The sequence below is a fragment of the Nocardia sp. NPDC050710 genome, assembly GCF_040654375.1.
In the GTDB taxonomy this organism is placed as follows: Bacteria; Actinomycetota; Actinomycetes; order Mycobacteriales; family Mycobacteriaceae; genus Nocardia.
In genome coordinates this window covers 58997-76001 of record NZ_JBFAHV010000022.1, presented here as the reverse complement: position 1 = coordinate 76001, position 17005 = coordinate 58997, and the positions used below count along the sequence as shown (strand labels likewise).

Annotated in this window: 13 protein-coding genes; all 13 read right to left on the bottom strand. The window is 67.5% G+C overall.

Translation table 11 applies throughout. The features are described from left to right. Positions 1 to 54: 54 nt before the first annotated feature. Positions 55 to 4998, bottom strand: a complete 4944-nt coding sequence (locus AB0H61_RS29815) for an NAD-glutamate dehydrogenase (protein WP_357310907.1) — start codon at positions 4996 to 4998, stop codon at positions 55 to 57. Positions 4999 to 5114: 116 nt separating this feature from the next. Then, positions 5115 to 5813 (bottom strand): hypothetical protein, encoded by a 699-nt coding sequence (locus AB0H61_RS29810; RefSeq protein ID WP_357310905.1) that lies wholly within the window; start codon positions 5811 to 5813, stop codon positions 5115 to 5117. Positions 5814 to 5821: 8 nt separating this feature from the next. Further along, a complete protein-coding gene (locus AB0H61_RS29805) occupies positions 5822 to 6823 on the bottom strand; it encodes a discoidin domain-containing protein (protein WP_357310903.1) in 1002 nt (333 codons plus the stop codon). An 82-nt stretch (positions 6824 to 6905) separates the two neighbouring features. Beyond that, on the bottom strand, positions 6906 to 7256 hold the full coding sequence (locus tag AB0H61_RS29800; protein WP_357310901.1) for a helix-turn-helix transcriptional regulator: 351 nt from the start codon (positions 7254 to 7256) through the stop codon (positions 6906 to 6908). A 15-nt stretch (positions 7257 to 7271) separates the two neighbouring features. Continuing rightward, positions 7272 to 8966, bottom strand: coding sequence for a type VII secretion protein EccE (gene eccE, locus AB0H61_RS29795; RefSeq protein WP_357310899.1), 1695 nt, complete (start codon positions 8964 to 8966; stop codon positions 7272 to 7274). Next, positions 8963 to 10321 carry a type VII secretion-associated serine protease mycosin gene (gene mycP, locus AB0H61_RS29790; protein ID WP_357310897.1) on the bottom strand — a complete coding sequence of 453 codons (1359 nt, stop codon included), beginning with the start codon at positions 10319 to 10321 and terminating at the stop codon, positions 8963 to 8965. Before mycP ends, eccE begins: the two co-directional genes overlap by 4 nt. Beyond that, a complete protein-coding gene (gene eccD, locus AB0H61_RS29785; protein WP_357310895.1) occupies positions 10321 to 11844 on the bottom strand; it encodes a type VII secretion integral membrane protein EccD in 1524 nt (507 codons plus the stop codon). The genes mycP and eccD overlap by 1 nt, the downstream gene beginning before the upstream one ends. Beyond that, the gene (locus AB0H61_RS29780; protein ID WP_357310893.1) at positions 11835 to 13433 is read right to left on the bottom strand and encodes an AAA family ATPase; all 1599 of its coding nucleotides are present in this window, start codon (positions 13431 to 13433) and stop codon (positions 11835 to 11837) included. The genes eccD and AB0H61_RS29780 overlap by 10 nt, the downstream gene beginning before the upstream one ends. Before the next feature lie 34 nt (positions 13434 to 13467). Continuing rightward, positions 13468 to 14298, bottom strand: a complete 831-nt coding sequence (locus AB0H61_RS29775) for an ESX secretion-associated protein EspG (protein ID WP_357310891.1) — start codon at positions 14296 to 14298, stop codon at positions 13468 to 13470. 81 nt (positions 14299 to 14379) lie between these two features. Next, positions 14380 to 14685 carry a hypothetical protein gene (locus AB0H61_RS29770; protein WP_357310889.1) on the bottom strand — a complete coding sequence of 102 codons (306 nt, stop codon included), beginning with the start codon at positions 14683 to 14685 and terminating at the stop codon, positions 14380 to 14382. Positions 14686 to 14735: 50 nt separating this feature from the next. Then, the gene (locus tag AB0H61_RS29765) at positions 14736 to 15107 is read right to left on the bottom strand and encodes a hypothetical protein (protein ID WP_357310887.1); all 372 of its coding nucleotides are present in this window, start codon (positions 15105 to 15107) and stop codon (positions 14736 to 14738) included. 45 nt (positions 15108 to 15152) lie between these two features. Beyond that, positions 15153 to 16601 carry a PPE domain-containing protein gene (locus tag AB0H61_RS29760; RefSeq protein ID WP_357310885.1) on the bottom strand — a complete coding sequence of 483 codons (1449 nt, stop codon included), beginning with the start codon at positions 16599 to 16601 and terminating at the stop codon, positions 15153 to 15155. Positions 16602 to 16622: 21 nt separating this feature from the next. Continuing rightward, entirely contained in the window at positions 16623 to 16937 is a 315-nt protein-coding gene (locus AB0H61_RS29755; protein WP_357310883.1) for a hypothetical protein, read from the bottom strand. Positions 16938 to 17005: the final 68 nt, after the last annotated feature.

Here is a 17005-nt window from a genome sequence, read left to right as displayed (position 1 = left end):
CCGGCTTCTCCGGTACGGTCGTGCGATACCGCGCCGGAGAAGCCGGGGACCGCCCTACCCCGCGACCACCGCCGCGGTCGCGGTGGTCTCCGCACCGCTCACCATGCTGCGCACCTGGCGGGCGGCGACCGACAAGGTAGCCAGATCGTGGGTGCCGGAGGCGAAGATCTCGTCCAGGGCGGCGCCCGCACGGGCCAGCCGGGAACGGTTACTCGACTCCCAGTAGGCGATCTTCTCGGCGGCGCTCTCGTGCGGCTCGGTGGCCGTCAGCACATCGACGGTCAGCGAGCGCAGCGAGTCGTACAGATCGTCGCGGACCGCCAGCCTGGCCAGTGTGCGCCACCGGTCGCCGCGCTCCAGCCTGCCGACCGCCGCCAGCAGCCGTTCGATCTCGAAATGCCCGTTGAGCGCGTAGTGCAGGGCGGCGACCTCATCGGCGTCCCGCTCGCAGATGTCGGCGATATCGAGCACGTCCAACAGCGGGAAGTGATGGATGAGCCGGAATACCTCCTCGGCCAGCGCCGCTGGCGCGCCACGCTCGATCGCACCCTGTGAGCGCGTGCGCAGTTCGTCGGCCAGTCCCCTCGGCAGCCAGGACGGCACATATGTGGCGAGGGCGCGCAGGCCGTGCCGGTACCGGGCGATATCGGCGCCGATCGCGATGGGCTGCGGGCGGTTCGCCAGCAGCCACCGGCAGGCCCGGTCGAGGGTGCGCTTGGTCTCCAACTCCAGTTCGTTACGCGCCGCCGTCGCCATCGGAGTGGTCCGGATGCGATCCCACAGGGTGTGCAGATCGAAGATCTCGACCGCGGCGGTATAGGCGCGGACCGCATCGTCGGTGGTGGCGCCCGCCTCCTCGGCCAACCGGAAGGCGAAGGTGATTCCGCCGTGATCGACCACGTCGTTCACCACCGCGGTAGCGATGATCTCGCGCCGCAGCGGATGGCGCCGGATCGCCCCCGCGAACCGCTCGCGCAGCGGCGCCGGGAAGTAGCGGTGCAGTGCGGCAGCGAAGGCCGCGCCGTCCGGGAGATCACCGGCCAGCAGATCCGCTTTGATCGAAAGCTTCACGTGTGCGAGCAGATTCGCCAGCTCCGCGGAGGTGAGCCCACCGCCCTGGGCCATGCGCCGGGCCAGTTCGTCGTCGGAGGGCAGCGCCTCCAGCTCACGATCCACACCGTAGCGGGATTCCAGATCGGTGAGCAGCCGCCGATGCACCCCCGCCATGGCGACCGATTCGGCGCGCGACAGGCCCATGCGGAAGTTCTGCGAGATATTGTCGCGCAACACCAGATCGGAGACCTCATCGGTCATCTCCGCCAGCAGCGAGTTGCGCTCGGCCGCGGCGAGTTCGCCACCGGAGATCACGGCGTCGAGCAGTACCTTGATATTGACCTCGTGATCGGAGCAGTCCACACCCGCCGAATTGTCGAGCGCGTCGGTATTCATCCGGCCGCCCGCCCGGCAGTACTCGACCCGTCCGAGCGCCGTCACACCCAGATTGCCGCCCTCGCCGATCACCTTGACGCGCAACCGATCCGCATCGACGCGCACCGCGTCATTGGATTTGTCGCCGACATCGCCGTGGGTTTCGAAGGCCGCCTTGACGTAGGTGCCGATGCCACCGTTCCAGAGCAGGTCCACCGGAGCCAGCAGGATCGCCTTGATCATCTCCGGCGGCGCGAGCCTGGTCACCTCGGGCCCCAGGCCCAGTGCCGCCCGCACCTCCGGCGTGACGGGAATGGCCTTGGCGGACCTGTCGTAGACGCCACCGCCGGTGCTGATCAGCGTGGAATCGTAGTCGGCCCACGAGGAACGCGGCAGTGCGAACATCCGTGCCCGCTCGGCGAAGGAACGCGCGGCATCGGGATTCGGATCCAGGAAGATATGCCGGTGGTCGAAGGCCGCGACCAGACGGATGTGCTCGGAGAGCAACATGCCGTTGCCGAAGACGTCACCACTCATATCGCCGACGCCGACGACCGTGAAATCCTGGGCCTGGGTGTCGATCTCGAGCTCGCGGAAGTGGCGCTTCACGCTCTCCCACGCGCCCTTCGCGGTGATGCCCATCGCCTTGTGGTCATAGCCCACCGAGCCGCCGGAGGCGAAGGCATCACCGAGCCAGAAGCCGTACTGGTGCGCGACATCATTGGCGATATCGGAGAAGGTCGCGGTGCCTTTATCCGCGGCCACCACCAGGTAGGTGTCGTCGTCATCGCGGCGCACCACTCGATCGGGTGGCAGCACCGCACCGGTCGCGTGGTCGACATTGTCGGTGAGATCCAGCAGACCGGAGATGAAGGTCCGATAGCAGGCCACACCTTCGGCCAGCATCGCCTGCCGATCGACCACCGGATCACCCGTGGCGGCGGGCGGCTGCTTCACCACGAACCCACCCTTCGCGCCGACCGGCACGATCACCGCGTTCTTCACCGCCTGCGCCTTCACCAAGCCCAGCACCTCGGTACGGAAATCTTCGAGCCGGTCCGACCAACGCAACCCGCCACGCGCCACCGGACCGAACCTCAGATGCACGCCCTCCACCCGCGGCGAATACACAAAGATCTCGAATTGCGGCCTCGGCCTGGGCAATTCGGTGATGACCTGGGGATCGAACTTGAACGACAGGTAGGCGGGAGCCGCACCGTCGCGATCGCGTCGGTAGTAATTCGTGCGCAGAGTCGCGGTGATCAGGCCGAGCACGGCGCGCAGAATCCGATCGGTATCCAGACTGACCACCGCATCGATCTCCGCCCGCAGCCGCGCGGCGATCTCGCTCGCCCGTCCGGCGGCCTGCGGACCCGTCGCGTCCGGATCGAAATGGGCGTCGAACAATTCGGTGAACGACCGCGACAGCATCGGGTGGGTCAGCAGCACGCGGGTGATATTGCCGAGTGTGTACGCGAACCCGGCCTGCTGCAGGTACTTCGCGTAGGCGCGCAACATGGCGATCTGGCGCCAATGCAGTCCCGCGCGCAGCACCAGCTCGTTGAGTCCATCGACCTCCGCGCGGCCGAACCACATGGCCGCGACGCACTCCGCGAAGCGCCTTCGCAGCCCGCCGTCGGCACCCGGCTCGAATTCGGAGCGGGTGAGGTCCGCCTCCAGGTCCGGGTCGAACGCATCCCGCAGCAGCGCCGCGGGAACCCGCACGCCGAAGTCGTAGATCCAGCGCTGCGCGCCGCCCGCCCGCACGATCCGGTAGGGACGCTCGTCGACCACTTCGACGCCGAGACTGTGCAGCATCGGAAGCACCCGGCTCAGCGAGATGCCGTCGCCGGCCACATAGAGTGTGAATCGCCAATCGCCCGACGGTGATTCGGGATTGCGGTACAGATTCGTATCAATGGCGCCTTCGCCCAGCCGTTCCAGCCGTTGCAGATCGGCGAGCGCGCCGTCCGGATCGTGCTCCTGCTGGTAGCTCGCCGGGAATGCCGCCGCGTACTCCTGCGCGACCGCCTGCGGCACCGTGGTCAGCCCGGCCGCGGCCACCAAACGGTCGGCCCAGGTCCGAGTGGCGGCGAAGAGCAATTCCTGGACGCGCTCGCGGTTGGCCTCGGAGCTGTCCACCGGACCCGCGTCGGGGCTGCGGTGCACCGTGAAATAGACGACCGCCGACTCCGATTCGGTGGCCCTGGCCGAGTACGCGATCTGCTCACCGCCGAATTCGGCGCGCAGGACATCGCTCATGCGCGTTCGAACCTCGGTGGAGTAGCGATCGCGCGGCAGATAGACCAGGCAGTAGACCGCGCCACTGCGCGCATCCTGGCGGATGAACAGGCGAACCTGGCGCCGCAGCACCGAATTCATGACGGCGGAGACGGTTTCGAACAGGCGCCGGGCATCGGTGGAGAACAGCTCCACCCTCGGGAAGGACTGCATCATCTCCAGCATCGCCTGGCCGGAGAACGAATTGAGCCCGAAGCCCGCCCATTCGATGACCTGGTGCACCCGGCTGGAGATGACCGGGATATCGAGGATGTTCTCGTGCAGGCCGGTCACCGTGAAGGTGCCGACGAAGACCCGTTCGCCCTTGACCAGGGCGACGGTGTCACCGGAGGGGTCCGTACCGTCGGGATCATCGCTGCCGTAATCCGCGACGCTGACGAAGTAGAGGTCCCGCGAGCCCGAGATGAGCGAATCGAGCGATCCGTGGAACATGCGCAGCACCGGTCGTTTGACGCCCTGCACCGGAACGCTGAGCCCGGCGCGCGATCCGGTGCGCAGCACACCGAGCCCGGTGCCGGGCACCTGCCACTGTTCGAGTTCGGCCTCGGGCGTCGGACCGGATCGGCGGAATCGGTAGTACCCGGAGCCGAGCACGGTGAAGTGCCCGTCGGCCAGCCAGCGCAACAGCTTCGAGCATTCGGTCAGTTCGGGGTCCGAGGTCCGGGCCGCACCCCGGTCGAGCCGTTCGGCCACCTCGCCCATGGCCGCCACCATCGCCGCGGTGTCGTCGGCGACTTGGCGCAGATCGCCGAGCAGCGGCGCCAGCGCCTGCTCTATCCGGTCCAGCACCTCCTCGCGCACCTCCGACCCCAGCTGCACGTGCATCCAGGATTCCGCGAAACTGCCGCCGTCCACCGGCTTCCGGCGTTCGCCGGGGTCCTCACCGATGGTCGGCGCGATGGCGCGCAGGGCGCCGCCCTCGTCCCGCACCACGTCGAAGACCGGGTGCACCACCTCGGTGACGGTCGCGCCGAGCCGGCGCAGAGCGGCGGTCACCGAATCGACCAGCAGCGGCATATCATCGTTCACGATCTGGACGGCCGCACCGAGACCGCTGCCGTCCGCGGGCCGATACACCCGGGTGGTCGCCGAGCCGGGCCGCCGGATCGCCGCGAGCTCCCGATGGTGCCGGAAGATCTGTTCGGCGCGATCGGTGATCGTCGGCGCGGTCGCGCCCGGTTGGATCCACCGGAAGTAGGCCGAGGCCAAATCGGTCGGATCGGTGTGGAACCGCTTCGAGGAGATCATTTGCTGAGTGGGTGCCGCCATCGGCCCGTGCCTTCCGGAGATCTGAGTCCGTACCGCGTACGGTCCATAAACACTACCTGTTTAATGTGCCATTGTATAGCGGCACATTAAACAGGTCACCACCCGGACCGGCGGCTTCACCGAGTCAGGCCCGAGCGCGTCAAGAAGGTCTGCGCCCCCGAGACACCAGCGAACGTTCCCGTCTCGATGCGCAGCCCGGTGCGGGTATTCGCGTACAACACGGTTGCCGACGGCCCGACCGCCGCGAAGACCCAGGAATCGGTGACGATGACCCCGCCCGCCGCGCGCCAGCGAGCGATGGTCTCGGTCAGCCGGTCCGACGCGGACACCTGGAAATAGAACGTCAGCTCCCGACCCGCCGTGATCCCACCCCAGAGCATCGGATCATTTCCGGCGATCACGCATTTGTCGACCTCCTGTACGGGGTCCATCCGCTGACAGCTGGCGGCGGTGCGCAATCGCTCGGGCAGCACCTGGGCGCCGGATACCTCCGCCACCGACGGCAGGTGTAGTGCACAGGAACGCGCCACCACGATGCCCAAGACGGACAGCACCACGATGATCATCCCCACCGCGCGCCACTGCCAGATCGGAGCCTTACCGCCGGAGGGGTTTTCGGCGCCCTTGGCCGCCGACTCGATCGCCTCGACACCCGCCACCGCGCTCGCGACCGTCGCCGCACCACCCGTCGCCACCGCGGTACCGAGTTCCACGGCCTTTTCCAACGCCTTGACCAGCGGCGCACCGCAATGGTTGCAGCGCGGGTCGGCACTGGAATTGCGGTGCGAGCAGTACTGGCAGATCAAACCGGACACCGCGGTCCTCACCGCCCGGTGATCACGATCGAGGAGATCGCCGTGGTGTTGATCGAGGGGGCGCCCTTGGACTCCAGGACCGTCAGCACGATCTTGGAGGCGGTCACCGGGGGATCGATCTTGGTGACCACCAGGGTGCGCTGGTCCATGGTCTGCTGGGTGTAGGTGGTCGCGGCGCTGTCGTCGAATTGGTACGAAACCCGCCTGACCGTCCGGTATTTGGTCCACTGATCCTGCCCGTCCGCATCTATGTGGTCCCAGCCGGGCACGATGCCGATCGAGTCGATCTGCTGACTCTTACCGAGGTCGATGGTGAGGATCTGGCCGTCGATCTTGTATGCCCGTACGCAGGACCACGCCTTGCCCTGCTGGCCACCGAAAGCATCCATTCCGGCGGTACTTCCGGGCGGGCAGTTGGCCACCGCGGACTGCACCTGCAGGGTTTTGGCGACGGGCGCGGCGGATGTTGGCGGCGCCGTGGCCGCCGCGGTGGGTGTCGCGGTGATGACCAGCACCCGGTCCTGCGGTTTCTGGTCCTCGCCACCGGTGAGGACCAATACCAACACCAGCAGGACCACACAGACACCGGCGATCGCCAAAGCGACTTTGGGCTGCTTCAGGCGCGTCAGCAGATCCGGTGCGCTTTTGCGGTCCGGCCGCTCGGCGGCCGGTGGCGCTTCGGATTTGCTGCCTGTGGCCTCGGTGTTCCTGGTCACCGCCTCGGCGAACTCCGAGGAGAAGTCCGCGGGCGGATCCGCCTCGGTCGCATGCCCGTTCAGCAGCGCGTTGATCCGGTCACTCGCCTTCGGCCCGGCCGCGCGCCGCCGGACCTGCGGGCCGGACGGCATCGAGTCGGGCCCCGGCATCGCCGCCGACCAACCGGTGGCGGCGTCGCCGAACTCCGGATCCGCACCCGCGCCGGATGACGCGAACGCGGGATCCGCGAGCAGAGCATCCAGGATGGCGACTCGATGATGGAGAAATACGTCGCCTGGATCCGCGCCGGACATGGACGGGATCGTATGCGCCCGAGCCACACCGCGGTTCGCGGTTATTCCCGGTGACGGGAACAGTGCACCGCGCCGGACACGGTCAGGACTTCTTCTCCTCGGTCACGAAGTATTCGGGGGGAACATCGAATACGCGAGCGAGGGCGATGATCAGATCGAGCCGCGGGATCGCGTCACCGTGGATGAGCCGGTACAGCCCCGACTGGGAGACCGGGACATCCGGATACGCCAGCTCCAGGTGCTGCGCCAGCGAATAGAGGGTGAGCGACCGCGTGGACCCGTCATCGGTCGAGACCACCGACTCCGCGATCAGCTCCGACAGTCGGCTCGAGAAGATCGCCGCTGCCGCTTGCCTGGGAGTCAACGCCTCCTCGCCATCCTGATGGAATTCGCTGCCATCGGCTCGAGGATCCGCTACCACACTGCTGAACATTACCGTCTCGCTCTTTCAGCCCGCGCGACGCCCACCGGGCGGCGCCACCGCGGACCCATTCGCCGAGGCCGGGGCCGGGCCCGCCTCATCGGCGTCGAAATAGCGGGTCTCGCCGCGGGGTTCGATCAGATCGACCCGCACCGTGCGCATCGGAATGCTGACATCCACCACGGTCGCGCTGACCTGATTGATCGCCAGATCCGCGGAACGACGACGCGGACCACCCGGATCACTGATGGTCACCGTGGTGTGCGCCGCGGAAGCCCGCGGCGGCACCTGGTCGAAGACGGCCATCGTCGCGGGAGCAGCGTCCGAGTCGGCGGCCCCACGTTCCGGCGCAAGCCGCAGCGAGGTGGGATCCCCGACCTCGGCCACGAGTTGCCGCCAGCGGTGCGGGCGGGTGGTGTGCACCTCCACATCCGCGCCGACGACCATCGCCCGGAGCACGATCTGCTGCGCGACAGGAAGGTTCGCGTGCACGTCGATGGTGCGCCTGCGCGGGTTGTAGCGAGCGGGATCGAAGAGCGGTAGCGCCAGGGTATGGCGCTGCTGGCCGCTGATGGCGCCGAGGATCTGCCCGTTGGGTCCGATGGCGATCGCCAGATCGGCGAGCTCCTCGGGTGCCAGCTCGGTGCGCGCGGACTCACCCGGCAACGCGTGCGCGGACAGTGCCGCCGGCAGCGAGGCCAGCAGCGCCTCGGTTTGCCGACCGGTCAGCAAACGCAGGTATTCCGGCGGCGACGTGGTCGCCGCGGGCCCGACGTAACGGACCAGGGCACGCGGCCCGGTGGCGGTATCGGTCAGGCTGATCACCAGGGTGGTGCGTCCGCGCCGCCAGGCCCAGCAGTCGTCCAAACCGGCGCCGTCGAGCCGAGTCCAGTCGATCAGGAAGCTGGTCACACTGCGACCGGGTACCGACGATTCCAGACTGCTCCAGGTCTCTCGCAGATCGGAGAGCTCGATGCCCGCGTGCAACAGTCGGGTCGCGTCGCGCAAGGCGGCAGCGGGCAGTGCGTGCGCGGCGAGGCCGTGCTCGCGCAGGCGGCCCGCGATGCGATGCGCCGCGCTGGCCAGCGCCTTCGGCGCCACCACCGAGCACGGTCCGCGCTTGGCCAGCGCCGCCAGGTTGCGTTCCTGATCGAGCCGGACCACGAGCCAGGTCAGGCGGTTACCGACCACCGGATGCGAACCGATCAGCTGGTCGTACAGCATGCTGTAGCTGCCGGAGGGACGGACCCGCTGGCCGGTGGTCACGATATCGATGTCCACCGCGATGCCGTATTGGTCGAGCATCGGGATCAGCAGGTGGATCGGCACCGTATCTTCGGTGTAGACGGTTTGTTCGGCGATCACCGTGGGTAAGTCGAGATCGGGGGCGAGCTGAATCATCGCGACCAGCACCGAACCCGCCTCGCTGACGCCGCAGACACCCGCGGCGACCTCCACATCGAGCACATTCGGCAGATTCGCGCGGGCCCTGGCCCTTGCCGTCCTGCCGAATCTGTAGACGGACCAGTCGATCAGCCAGCGCGCGGCGGTCCGATTGTTGACCTGGACCGTGACCGCCACCAGCGCGACGGTCAATGTCACGGCGCCGACCCACCACGGGGTGCGCGCGGACAGCGCGACGAGAACCGGCGCGCCGCCGATCACCACAACGGCGACCGGACCCCGTTCGAGACCGGCCACCCGAACACTCGGAAAGCTCACCGCCGCCTCCGGACCACCGCGGTCCCGATACTCGTGCCGAGGCCGAGCAATACCGTCGCCACGATGACAATGGTCGCCGCGACGGCGGGCCGCCGATCGGCGGGGCGCGGCGGGTCCGGCATGACGAGGGGCGCGGATCGGAACAGCCCGGCGGGGGGCTCGGGCGGCGTGCGATAGCTCAGTGCCGCCAGCGGATCGATCACGCCCGCGCCCACCGCGTTATCGATGCCCCGGGCAGGGGCGTGCGCACTGGCCTGTAGGCGGGCGGCGATCTCGGACGCGGTCTCGTTGGGGAAGCGCGACCGTAGCAGCGCGGCAACGCCGCTGACATAGGCGGCGGCGAAGGAAGCGCCGCCGACCGGGACCAGCTTGTTCGGGTCGCCGACGCCGTTGATCAGGCCGCCGCCGCCGGGGCCGAGCGATTCGATTCCGGTGCCGGGCGCCGCGACCGAAACCCAGGGGCCGGTCAGCGAATCCGCCATCGGAACGCCCGTCGCGGTGGTGAATCCGACGGTGAGCACTTCGGGGCCGAACCATCCGGGGGTGGAGATCGTTTTGACCTTGGACCAATTCCGCTTGTCGGTGGGCCTGCCCGGGTCGATATCCGGATTCTGATCGCAGCCGTTGCTGCCGGTATTGCCCGCGCCCGCCACGATGAGCGCACCCTTCACATGCACGGCGTATCCGATGGCCGCCGACAGCATTGATTGGTCCACCTGCGCGTCCACGGCCATACACACCGGCAGCGACACCGTGATGATCCCGGCCCCCAGGCTCGCCGCGCGCAGAATGGCCCGCGACAAGGTCCGGATCTCGAGGGCGAGTTGCTGGGCCTGATCGCTGCTTATCGGTCGTTCGAGGCTGAACGCACCGGAGCGGTGCCGGATGGAGATGATCCTGGCATCGGGGGCGACGCCGGTGAACCCATCCGCGACATCCGATGCGGCGCCGATGATTCCGGCCACCAGCGTGCCGTGGGCATCGCAGTCGGAGAGGCCGTCGCCACCCGCCGTGACGAAGTCCCCGCCGCCGACGAGGTTGGGCAGGCGGGGATTCGGGTGGACCCCGGTATCGATGACGGCGACCGTGACACCGCCGCCGCGGCTCAGCGCCCTGGCCTGCCGCAGGTTCAGCATCTGCTCCGCGGGCGGCACCTGGGTCAGGTCGCTGTCGCGCAGCACTCCGGCCGCGAGGCAGCCCTTGTCCTGTTTCGTCGGGAGTTCCGGACCGGGCGGTTCGTCGCCCGGCGCCTGCCCGACAATCACCTGCGGTGGATCGACCGCGCCCGCGGGACCAGCGGCGGTGCCGAGCACGATGGCAGCGAGCAGCGCCGCCACGGTATGGCCGGGGCGCATCAAATCGCTCTCATCGCGGTGTAGATGCCCATGATCCAGCAGGCGATGATCGGCACGACGAGGATGAGCGCGAATTCGAACAGATCGATGACACGGCGGGTCACCGGCGACAGCCGTACGCCGGGAAGGCGCACCGCTGCAACGCATCCGGCGCAGGCCGCCAGCGCGACGACGAGGACGACGACCAGGCGCGCGGGCGCGGTCTCGTAGGCCGCGAGCAGGATCGCGCAGACGCCGATCACCGTGCACGCGGCCGCCGTGACGAGCGCGATCGCCTGCACCCGATCCGGGAACCAGCGCGCGCGCATCGCGAGAATGCCGACCACCGCGGCGGCCATCACGATCTCCCGGATGCCGCCAGGGCTGACGGCGGCCGAGATCACCGCGGAACCGGCGAGCAGGGTCGAGGTCGCCACGATCAGCCCGCGCAGGCTGGTCACCGCCAGCCGTGCCCGGGTTTCGATGCCGACGGCCTGATTGCGCTGGCCCTCGGGCTCTTCGGTCACCTCGCCGTCGCGAGGGGTTTCAGCGTCGAAGATGTCGTTCAGGGTGGCCGGGGATACCTCGTTACCGGGGTCGGGCAGGTCAGGTGGGCGGATCCGCGCGATGACAACGGCCATGCGCGGCGCGGCCGTGAGCAGGATCAGACCGACCACGACCGCACCACCCGTGACCTGCCGGAGCGAAATATCCAGATATGTCAGCGGAATCATGGCGGTGGTCACCGAGACGCCGAGCACCGTCACCGCCATCAGCGTGGCGATGCCCAATCCGGTCAACCGCATGAGGGTCATGGCCGCGGCGGCCGCCACCACCGATCCGGCCGCGTAATTGGCCGCGGCGAACGGCCCCGGCACGCCGTAGGCCGCCGGCACCAGCATCGCACCGCCGACGAATAGCAATGGCAGCGCCGAAAGCACCAGGCCGAGTGAGATTTTCGGTGCCGACTTGCGCTTGCGCGCCAGCACCGCCGCGCCCCAGCAGATCGCGCCGAGCAGCAGCGCGGGCAACCCGCACCAGAGCACCGAACCGGTCTCGGTCCACCACCACGACCACATGGCCGAGATCGCGACCGAACCGACTCCCAGCACCGTCAGTCCGACCACCGCGGCGGTATCGGCGTCGAATTCGGCGAATTCGCGTTCGTTGATCAGCGCGAGCGCATCGGTGATGTCCTCGACGACCGGCGTGAAGACCTCGGCGGATTCTACCACCGACAGCATCAGCACCGCGCCGTCGACAATGTCGTGATCGGCGAGACTGCGCCATCGGGGCAGCGGCGCCTCGCCGGGGCGGGCCAGACTCCACTGCCCCGTCGGGGGTGTGAAATCGACGCTCTCGTCATCGATCGCCGCGGCCAGGACCACCAGCAGGTCGTCGATGAAGGTCTCGATCGTGAACTTCGTCGGGAGCACCACGTCGACCTGATAGGTCGCGACCATGACCGCGATACGTGCCCGCGCGACCTCCGCGGGCGAATCGGTCGTGGTCGGTGCAGGTGCGACGGCGGTGGTCACCGCCACCCGCGATCGCCCGCGCCACCGGTGAGGTAGGCCGGGAAGTTGTCGGCCAGTCCGGCCGCGAGTTCCTCGAAGGCGAGCACGGTATCCGAATCCAGCAGTCGCAGATCGATTTCGCCGCCCTCGGCCAGGTGCGCGTCGTAGGGCAGCAGGCAGGTCGGGCGCTGTGCCGTCGCGAACAACTTCTCTATCGCGCCGACCTCGACCGTCGGCTTATTGGGTTGGTGGTGCACAATCGCGACGATCGAGGTCGCGGCCAAATGCTGCAAGCCGTGCGAGCTCAACCAATTGAGCGTGGCGACCGCGCCGGTCACACCACCCACCGTGGCGGGGGTGACTACCACGACGGCGTCACTGGTCTGCAGAACGGTTCCGGTCGCCGAATCCAGCACTCCCGTACCGCAATCCACCAGCAGGAGGTTGTAGTGGCGGCGCAGGACCTCGACGGCGGTGTTGTACTCGGGACCGGAGAGGGCCTCGGTGGCCTCGGTGGTCCACGGTGAGGCCACCACCGCGAGATCGGAGTCGTTGATCGAGGTGAACGATTGCACCGCCGAGAAGGCATCGATATTCGAGGCCTGGGCCAGATCGCGGAGGGTGAGCCCGTAGGGGTGGCGGCTGGTCCGGGTGGAGAGATCGCCGAAATCGGGGTTGGCGTCGATGGCGACCACCCGGTCCGGACGCAGGCCCGCGAAAGTGGAGCCGAGCGTCGCGGCGGTGGTGGTGCGGCCGACGCCGCCTTTCACGCTGACCACCGCGATCTGATAGGTCGAGGTGAGCTGGCGGCGGATTCGGCCGCGGCGCTCCTCGGTGCGCTGTTCGGCGGGCGAGAGACCGAGGTTGAAACCGACCTTGTTGAGTGCGCCGCGCATACCGGTGGTGGAACGCAGCTGGGCGCGTTTGGCCGCGGCGATATCGGCGAGCAGATCGCTCGAGCTGAGGGCGGCGGGCAGGACCTCGATCCGTGGGAGGGATTCGTAGGCGGAGTGGTCCACTCGGTCGGGGACACGGGTGGACGCTTCGCTGTGCGCGGAAACGGGTACGACCGAGCCGCCCGGGGTGAACGGCGTGTACTGGGCCTCCGCGTGCCGCTCGGTGTACTGGGCTTCAGCGGCCGGTACCGCGTTGGTGGCGGGAACCGACTGGGCCGATTGCGATTGCTGCGGGAGCGGAGCCGACTGCGCCTGTGGCGGTTGTGTGTGCTGCGCGGGCGGAACCGGCTGAGCGGCCGAAGGAGACTGCGCCGAATGGACAGACCCCGCCGACGGAGTGGACGCCTGCTGGGACCACTGCGCACTTGCCTCCGGCGTCCAGCGTGGCGCCTGCGGACCCGCGTCGGTCCTCGGGGTGACCGCGCCGGATCCAGGAGGTCCGTCGTGGGAAGCGCCCTGCGTCGATGCTGGTGGCTGCGACATGGGAGGCTGCGGTGCGGGCGGCTCGTGCTGCGGCTGGGCCGACGCCACGACCCCACCCGAAAGTTCATGCGTGGCAGCCGGTTCGACCGGGTCCGCCGAAGCGAAGAAGGCGTCGTAACCGCCCTTCGGTCGCACGGATTCCGTCGAATGACCGTTCACAATCGACGTTCGGCTCATATCCGCCGTCCTCTCCACAACCACACAGGGACGTTCAATTGACTCTGCTGGTATCGAACCAGCTTCTGCCGGGCAACATTTCGACCAGGGCCGCGATGCCCGCGCGTAGGGCCGAATCATCCCCCGGCGTGTAGGTCGACCACCCTTGGCCGTCCATCGCCACGCTCGGCGTCACCACAACCCGGCCCGACAAGGTGTCGAGCACGCTCAGGCAGAATTGGGTCTGCGCCGAGCCGCCGTCGCGGTGTTCGATCATCAATACCTCTGCCCGCTGCACGATTTCGTCGAGCACCCGGCTGAGCAGCCCCGCCGTATGCGGATTCGCACCCAGCTCCAGCAGCGCCAGCTGACGCTCCCGCTGCTCGGCAGGGATATCGGCGAAATCTTCCATCGACGCGGTGAGCGGCTGGAACCGCAGCACCGGATGCGGATTCAACGCCGCGGCCAGTGCCGCCGCCAGCGTGTCCAGCTCGCGCTGCTGCTGGAACACCGACTGGATGACGACGTGATCGTCATTGCGCACCGCGAGCACATGGGTCTCGCCGCTGCGCACCAACGACATTCGCAGCATCGCCTTGGGCCGGCCGTCCAGGCCGGTATCGGCGACCCGCGCGACAAGTTCCATATCCGGCCGGTAGAGGCACTGCAGCCAATGCTCCACCACCGGGTGTACGCGACCGTCCTCGATGACGCCCACCTCGGTGAGCTGTTCGCCGACGACGGCGCGTACCCGGTCCCGATCCTCGATGTGATAGATATTCGGCAGCAAAGCCAATACCGGCGGATAGGAGTCGATGCCGACCATGTCTTGCAACATGAGGGCGGCATCGACATTCAGGTCGATGGCGACCGGATCAGTCTCCACACTTTCACCAAACATGTAGTCGTCGGATGGATTCCGGCCGCCCTGTGCTGTCCTTCGGAGCGAACCGAATGTACCGAAGAACTAGATCTTGAGGGCCAGGAACCGTCCGCCCTGATCCTTGTCGGTGATATGCATGGTGCCCGCTTCACCGGCGACCGTATCGATGACTGTCTTCAGGTTGCCAAGGGCATTGGAGTACTCGTCGATCTTCCCCATGAGGCGGTCGATCTGCGGGTGCCAACCGGTATCGGCGGCCTCACCGGTGAAGGCACCCTTGAGACCCGATTCCAGGCCCCGCAGCGCATTGTTGTTGTTGGTGATCTGCGTGACAATGTTCCCGAAGGTCAATGCATTGGAGCTCACGGCGGCGTATTTGTAGCTGATCATCGCGTATCTATCTTTCTCGGGCGGTTATCGATCGGACAGCCGGATGGCCGTCACCAGTGCGTATTGACCTTGCCGCCGCTCATATCCCCGGCAACGCTGTTCACGCCATCGAGACCGAAAGCGGTAGCACGTTGCACCTGGGCGGCATTCTCCATATCGGAGACGTCGACCTTGATACCCGTGTCCAGCAGGGTATTGATAATTTCCTGCAGCGAGGTGGAGAGAGCGCTGCCCTTCTCCCACGCCTGGGTCATCGCCTGCTGAATCGCCACGCCGCCGCCCTGGCTCTTGACCGCCGCCTGCAATTCGTCCTGAACGGCGATCAGGCTCTTCAGATAGCCTTCGTGATTGCCCTGCAGGCCGATTCCCGTCTTAGCTGCGGGGATCAATTGATCCGGGTTGGCATTAAGTTCGCCAGCCATTGTTATTTCCTTTCCGGAGCTGAATTACACTCGGCCTCGGTGCAATCACCGGGGACGCTCTTGATCGGCCGATGCCGAATCGATATCGGCACCCCCGACAACGCCGACCAGCAGGAGCTGTTCGGTGATCGACTCGTCGGGACGGTCACCATCTACGTACTCGATGACGCCGATGGCGGGAGCACGCTCCAGCACCGGCACTTCCTGCAGTTCACCCGGTACGAAGACCTTCGATTGACGGTTTTCCTCATCCCGGCGCCTGCGCATCCGGGCCTTCGGCGCGGTGACTCCACGGGGAAGGGCCTTGCGGGCCATCGGCGCGGACGTCATATTGCCCGATGTCGCGCCGAATGCCTGTCCGCTGCCGAGCGACCAATTGGCGGGCATCCGGAATCCGGTGCCGGAACCCGGCATCGAACCCAGTCCACCGCGTGTCATCCCGAGTGCCACCGAACTGCCGAGACCGCCATTGAGTCCGGCCAAGGTCGACGAATACGGGGATGTCCCGTAGAAGCCGAGATTCTCCACCGAACCCTGGCCATCCGAGCCGGACATCGTGTCCGTCAGATCAGCCAAGGCGTTCTCGACATCCACGTGCTCGGGGGGTCTCGTGTCTCCCGGCTGACCAGGGTCTCCCGGCTGACCAGGATCACCGGGCTGACCCGGATCTCCCGGCTGACCAGGATCTCCCGGCTGTCCCGGATCTCCCGGCTGACCAGGATCACCGGGCCGGCCCGGGTTCCCAGGCTGCCCGGGATTGCCGGGCTGACCCGGCTGACCTGGATCTCCCGGGCCGGGATTGTCCGGACCATTCGGACCGATTCTGAAAACCGGCGGTTCGCCGCCCGGACCGCCGCCCGGAGGAGTCGGTCCGCCACCCGGCGGCACGATCGAGGGCGGCGCCTCGGGTGTCGGCATAGTCGCCATAAGGGTTGTGGCGGTGGTGGAATAGGCGTCCATGGTCTGCGCCGCCTGTACCCACATGCCCATATACAGGGCTTCATTGGCCGCGATGGCCACCTGATTCTGTTGCAGGCCATTCCCGAGGATCAGCGCCATGGTGGTCATCCGGTTCGCGATGATGACAGGCAGCGGTGGCATGGCGCACATCGCGGCGGCGTATGCACCCGCCGCGGCGGTAGCCTTGGTCGCCGCCGCGTTGGCCACCTGCGACTGAGCGCGCAGCCAGTGCGCGTGCTTTCGGAACGCCGCCTTCGCCTGCTCCGAGGAGGGCCCCTGCCACGACACGTCCATCGTGGTCATGGAGCCATCGGACGCGGCCGCGGTCGCGGCCAACGTCGCGGACAATTCCTGATACGCCCCTGCCGCGGCGAGCAGCGGCCCCGGCCCCGGCCCGGAACTCAAACGTGCGGAATTGACCTCGGGCGGCAGGCCACCGTATTGAAATGTGGAGGCCAGCTTCGTCAGATGACCGATCGCCCTGGCATATCCCGCGAGCTTGGCCTCTTCCGCGGAACCATAATCGGCGGGCATGATGTGCTCCGACCCGGTCTGCTACGCGTTCAGGACTGCGCCCGCGCAGCCGACATCGACACCGCCGGTGGTATCGCCGGCCATATAGCTCGCGCTCACCGGGACGAGGACTTCCGAACCCTCGGCGAGTCTGGCGGACCCATTCGCCGTCTGGGGATAGAAGTCCTGGGCGAAGCTCAGCATCATTTCGCCGACACTCGTACTCACCGGATCTATCGCGCAGGGCACGGGGGCCGACCGCGAAGCCGAGGTGCCGATAACCGCTGCCAGGCTGGCCTGCGTGATACCGAGCTGGGCGCTGATAATGGGGAGATGTTCCGGGTTGATATCGAGCATTGAAAATCTCCTAACGCTGGACACCTGCTCGAGTGGAGCGGTACACCAGGAACGCTATGCCATTCCCA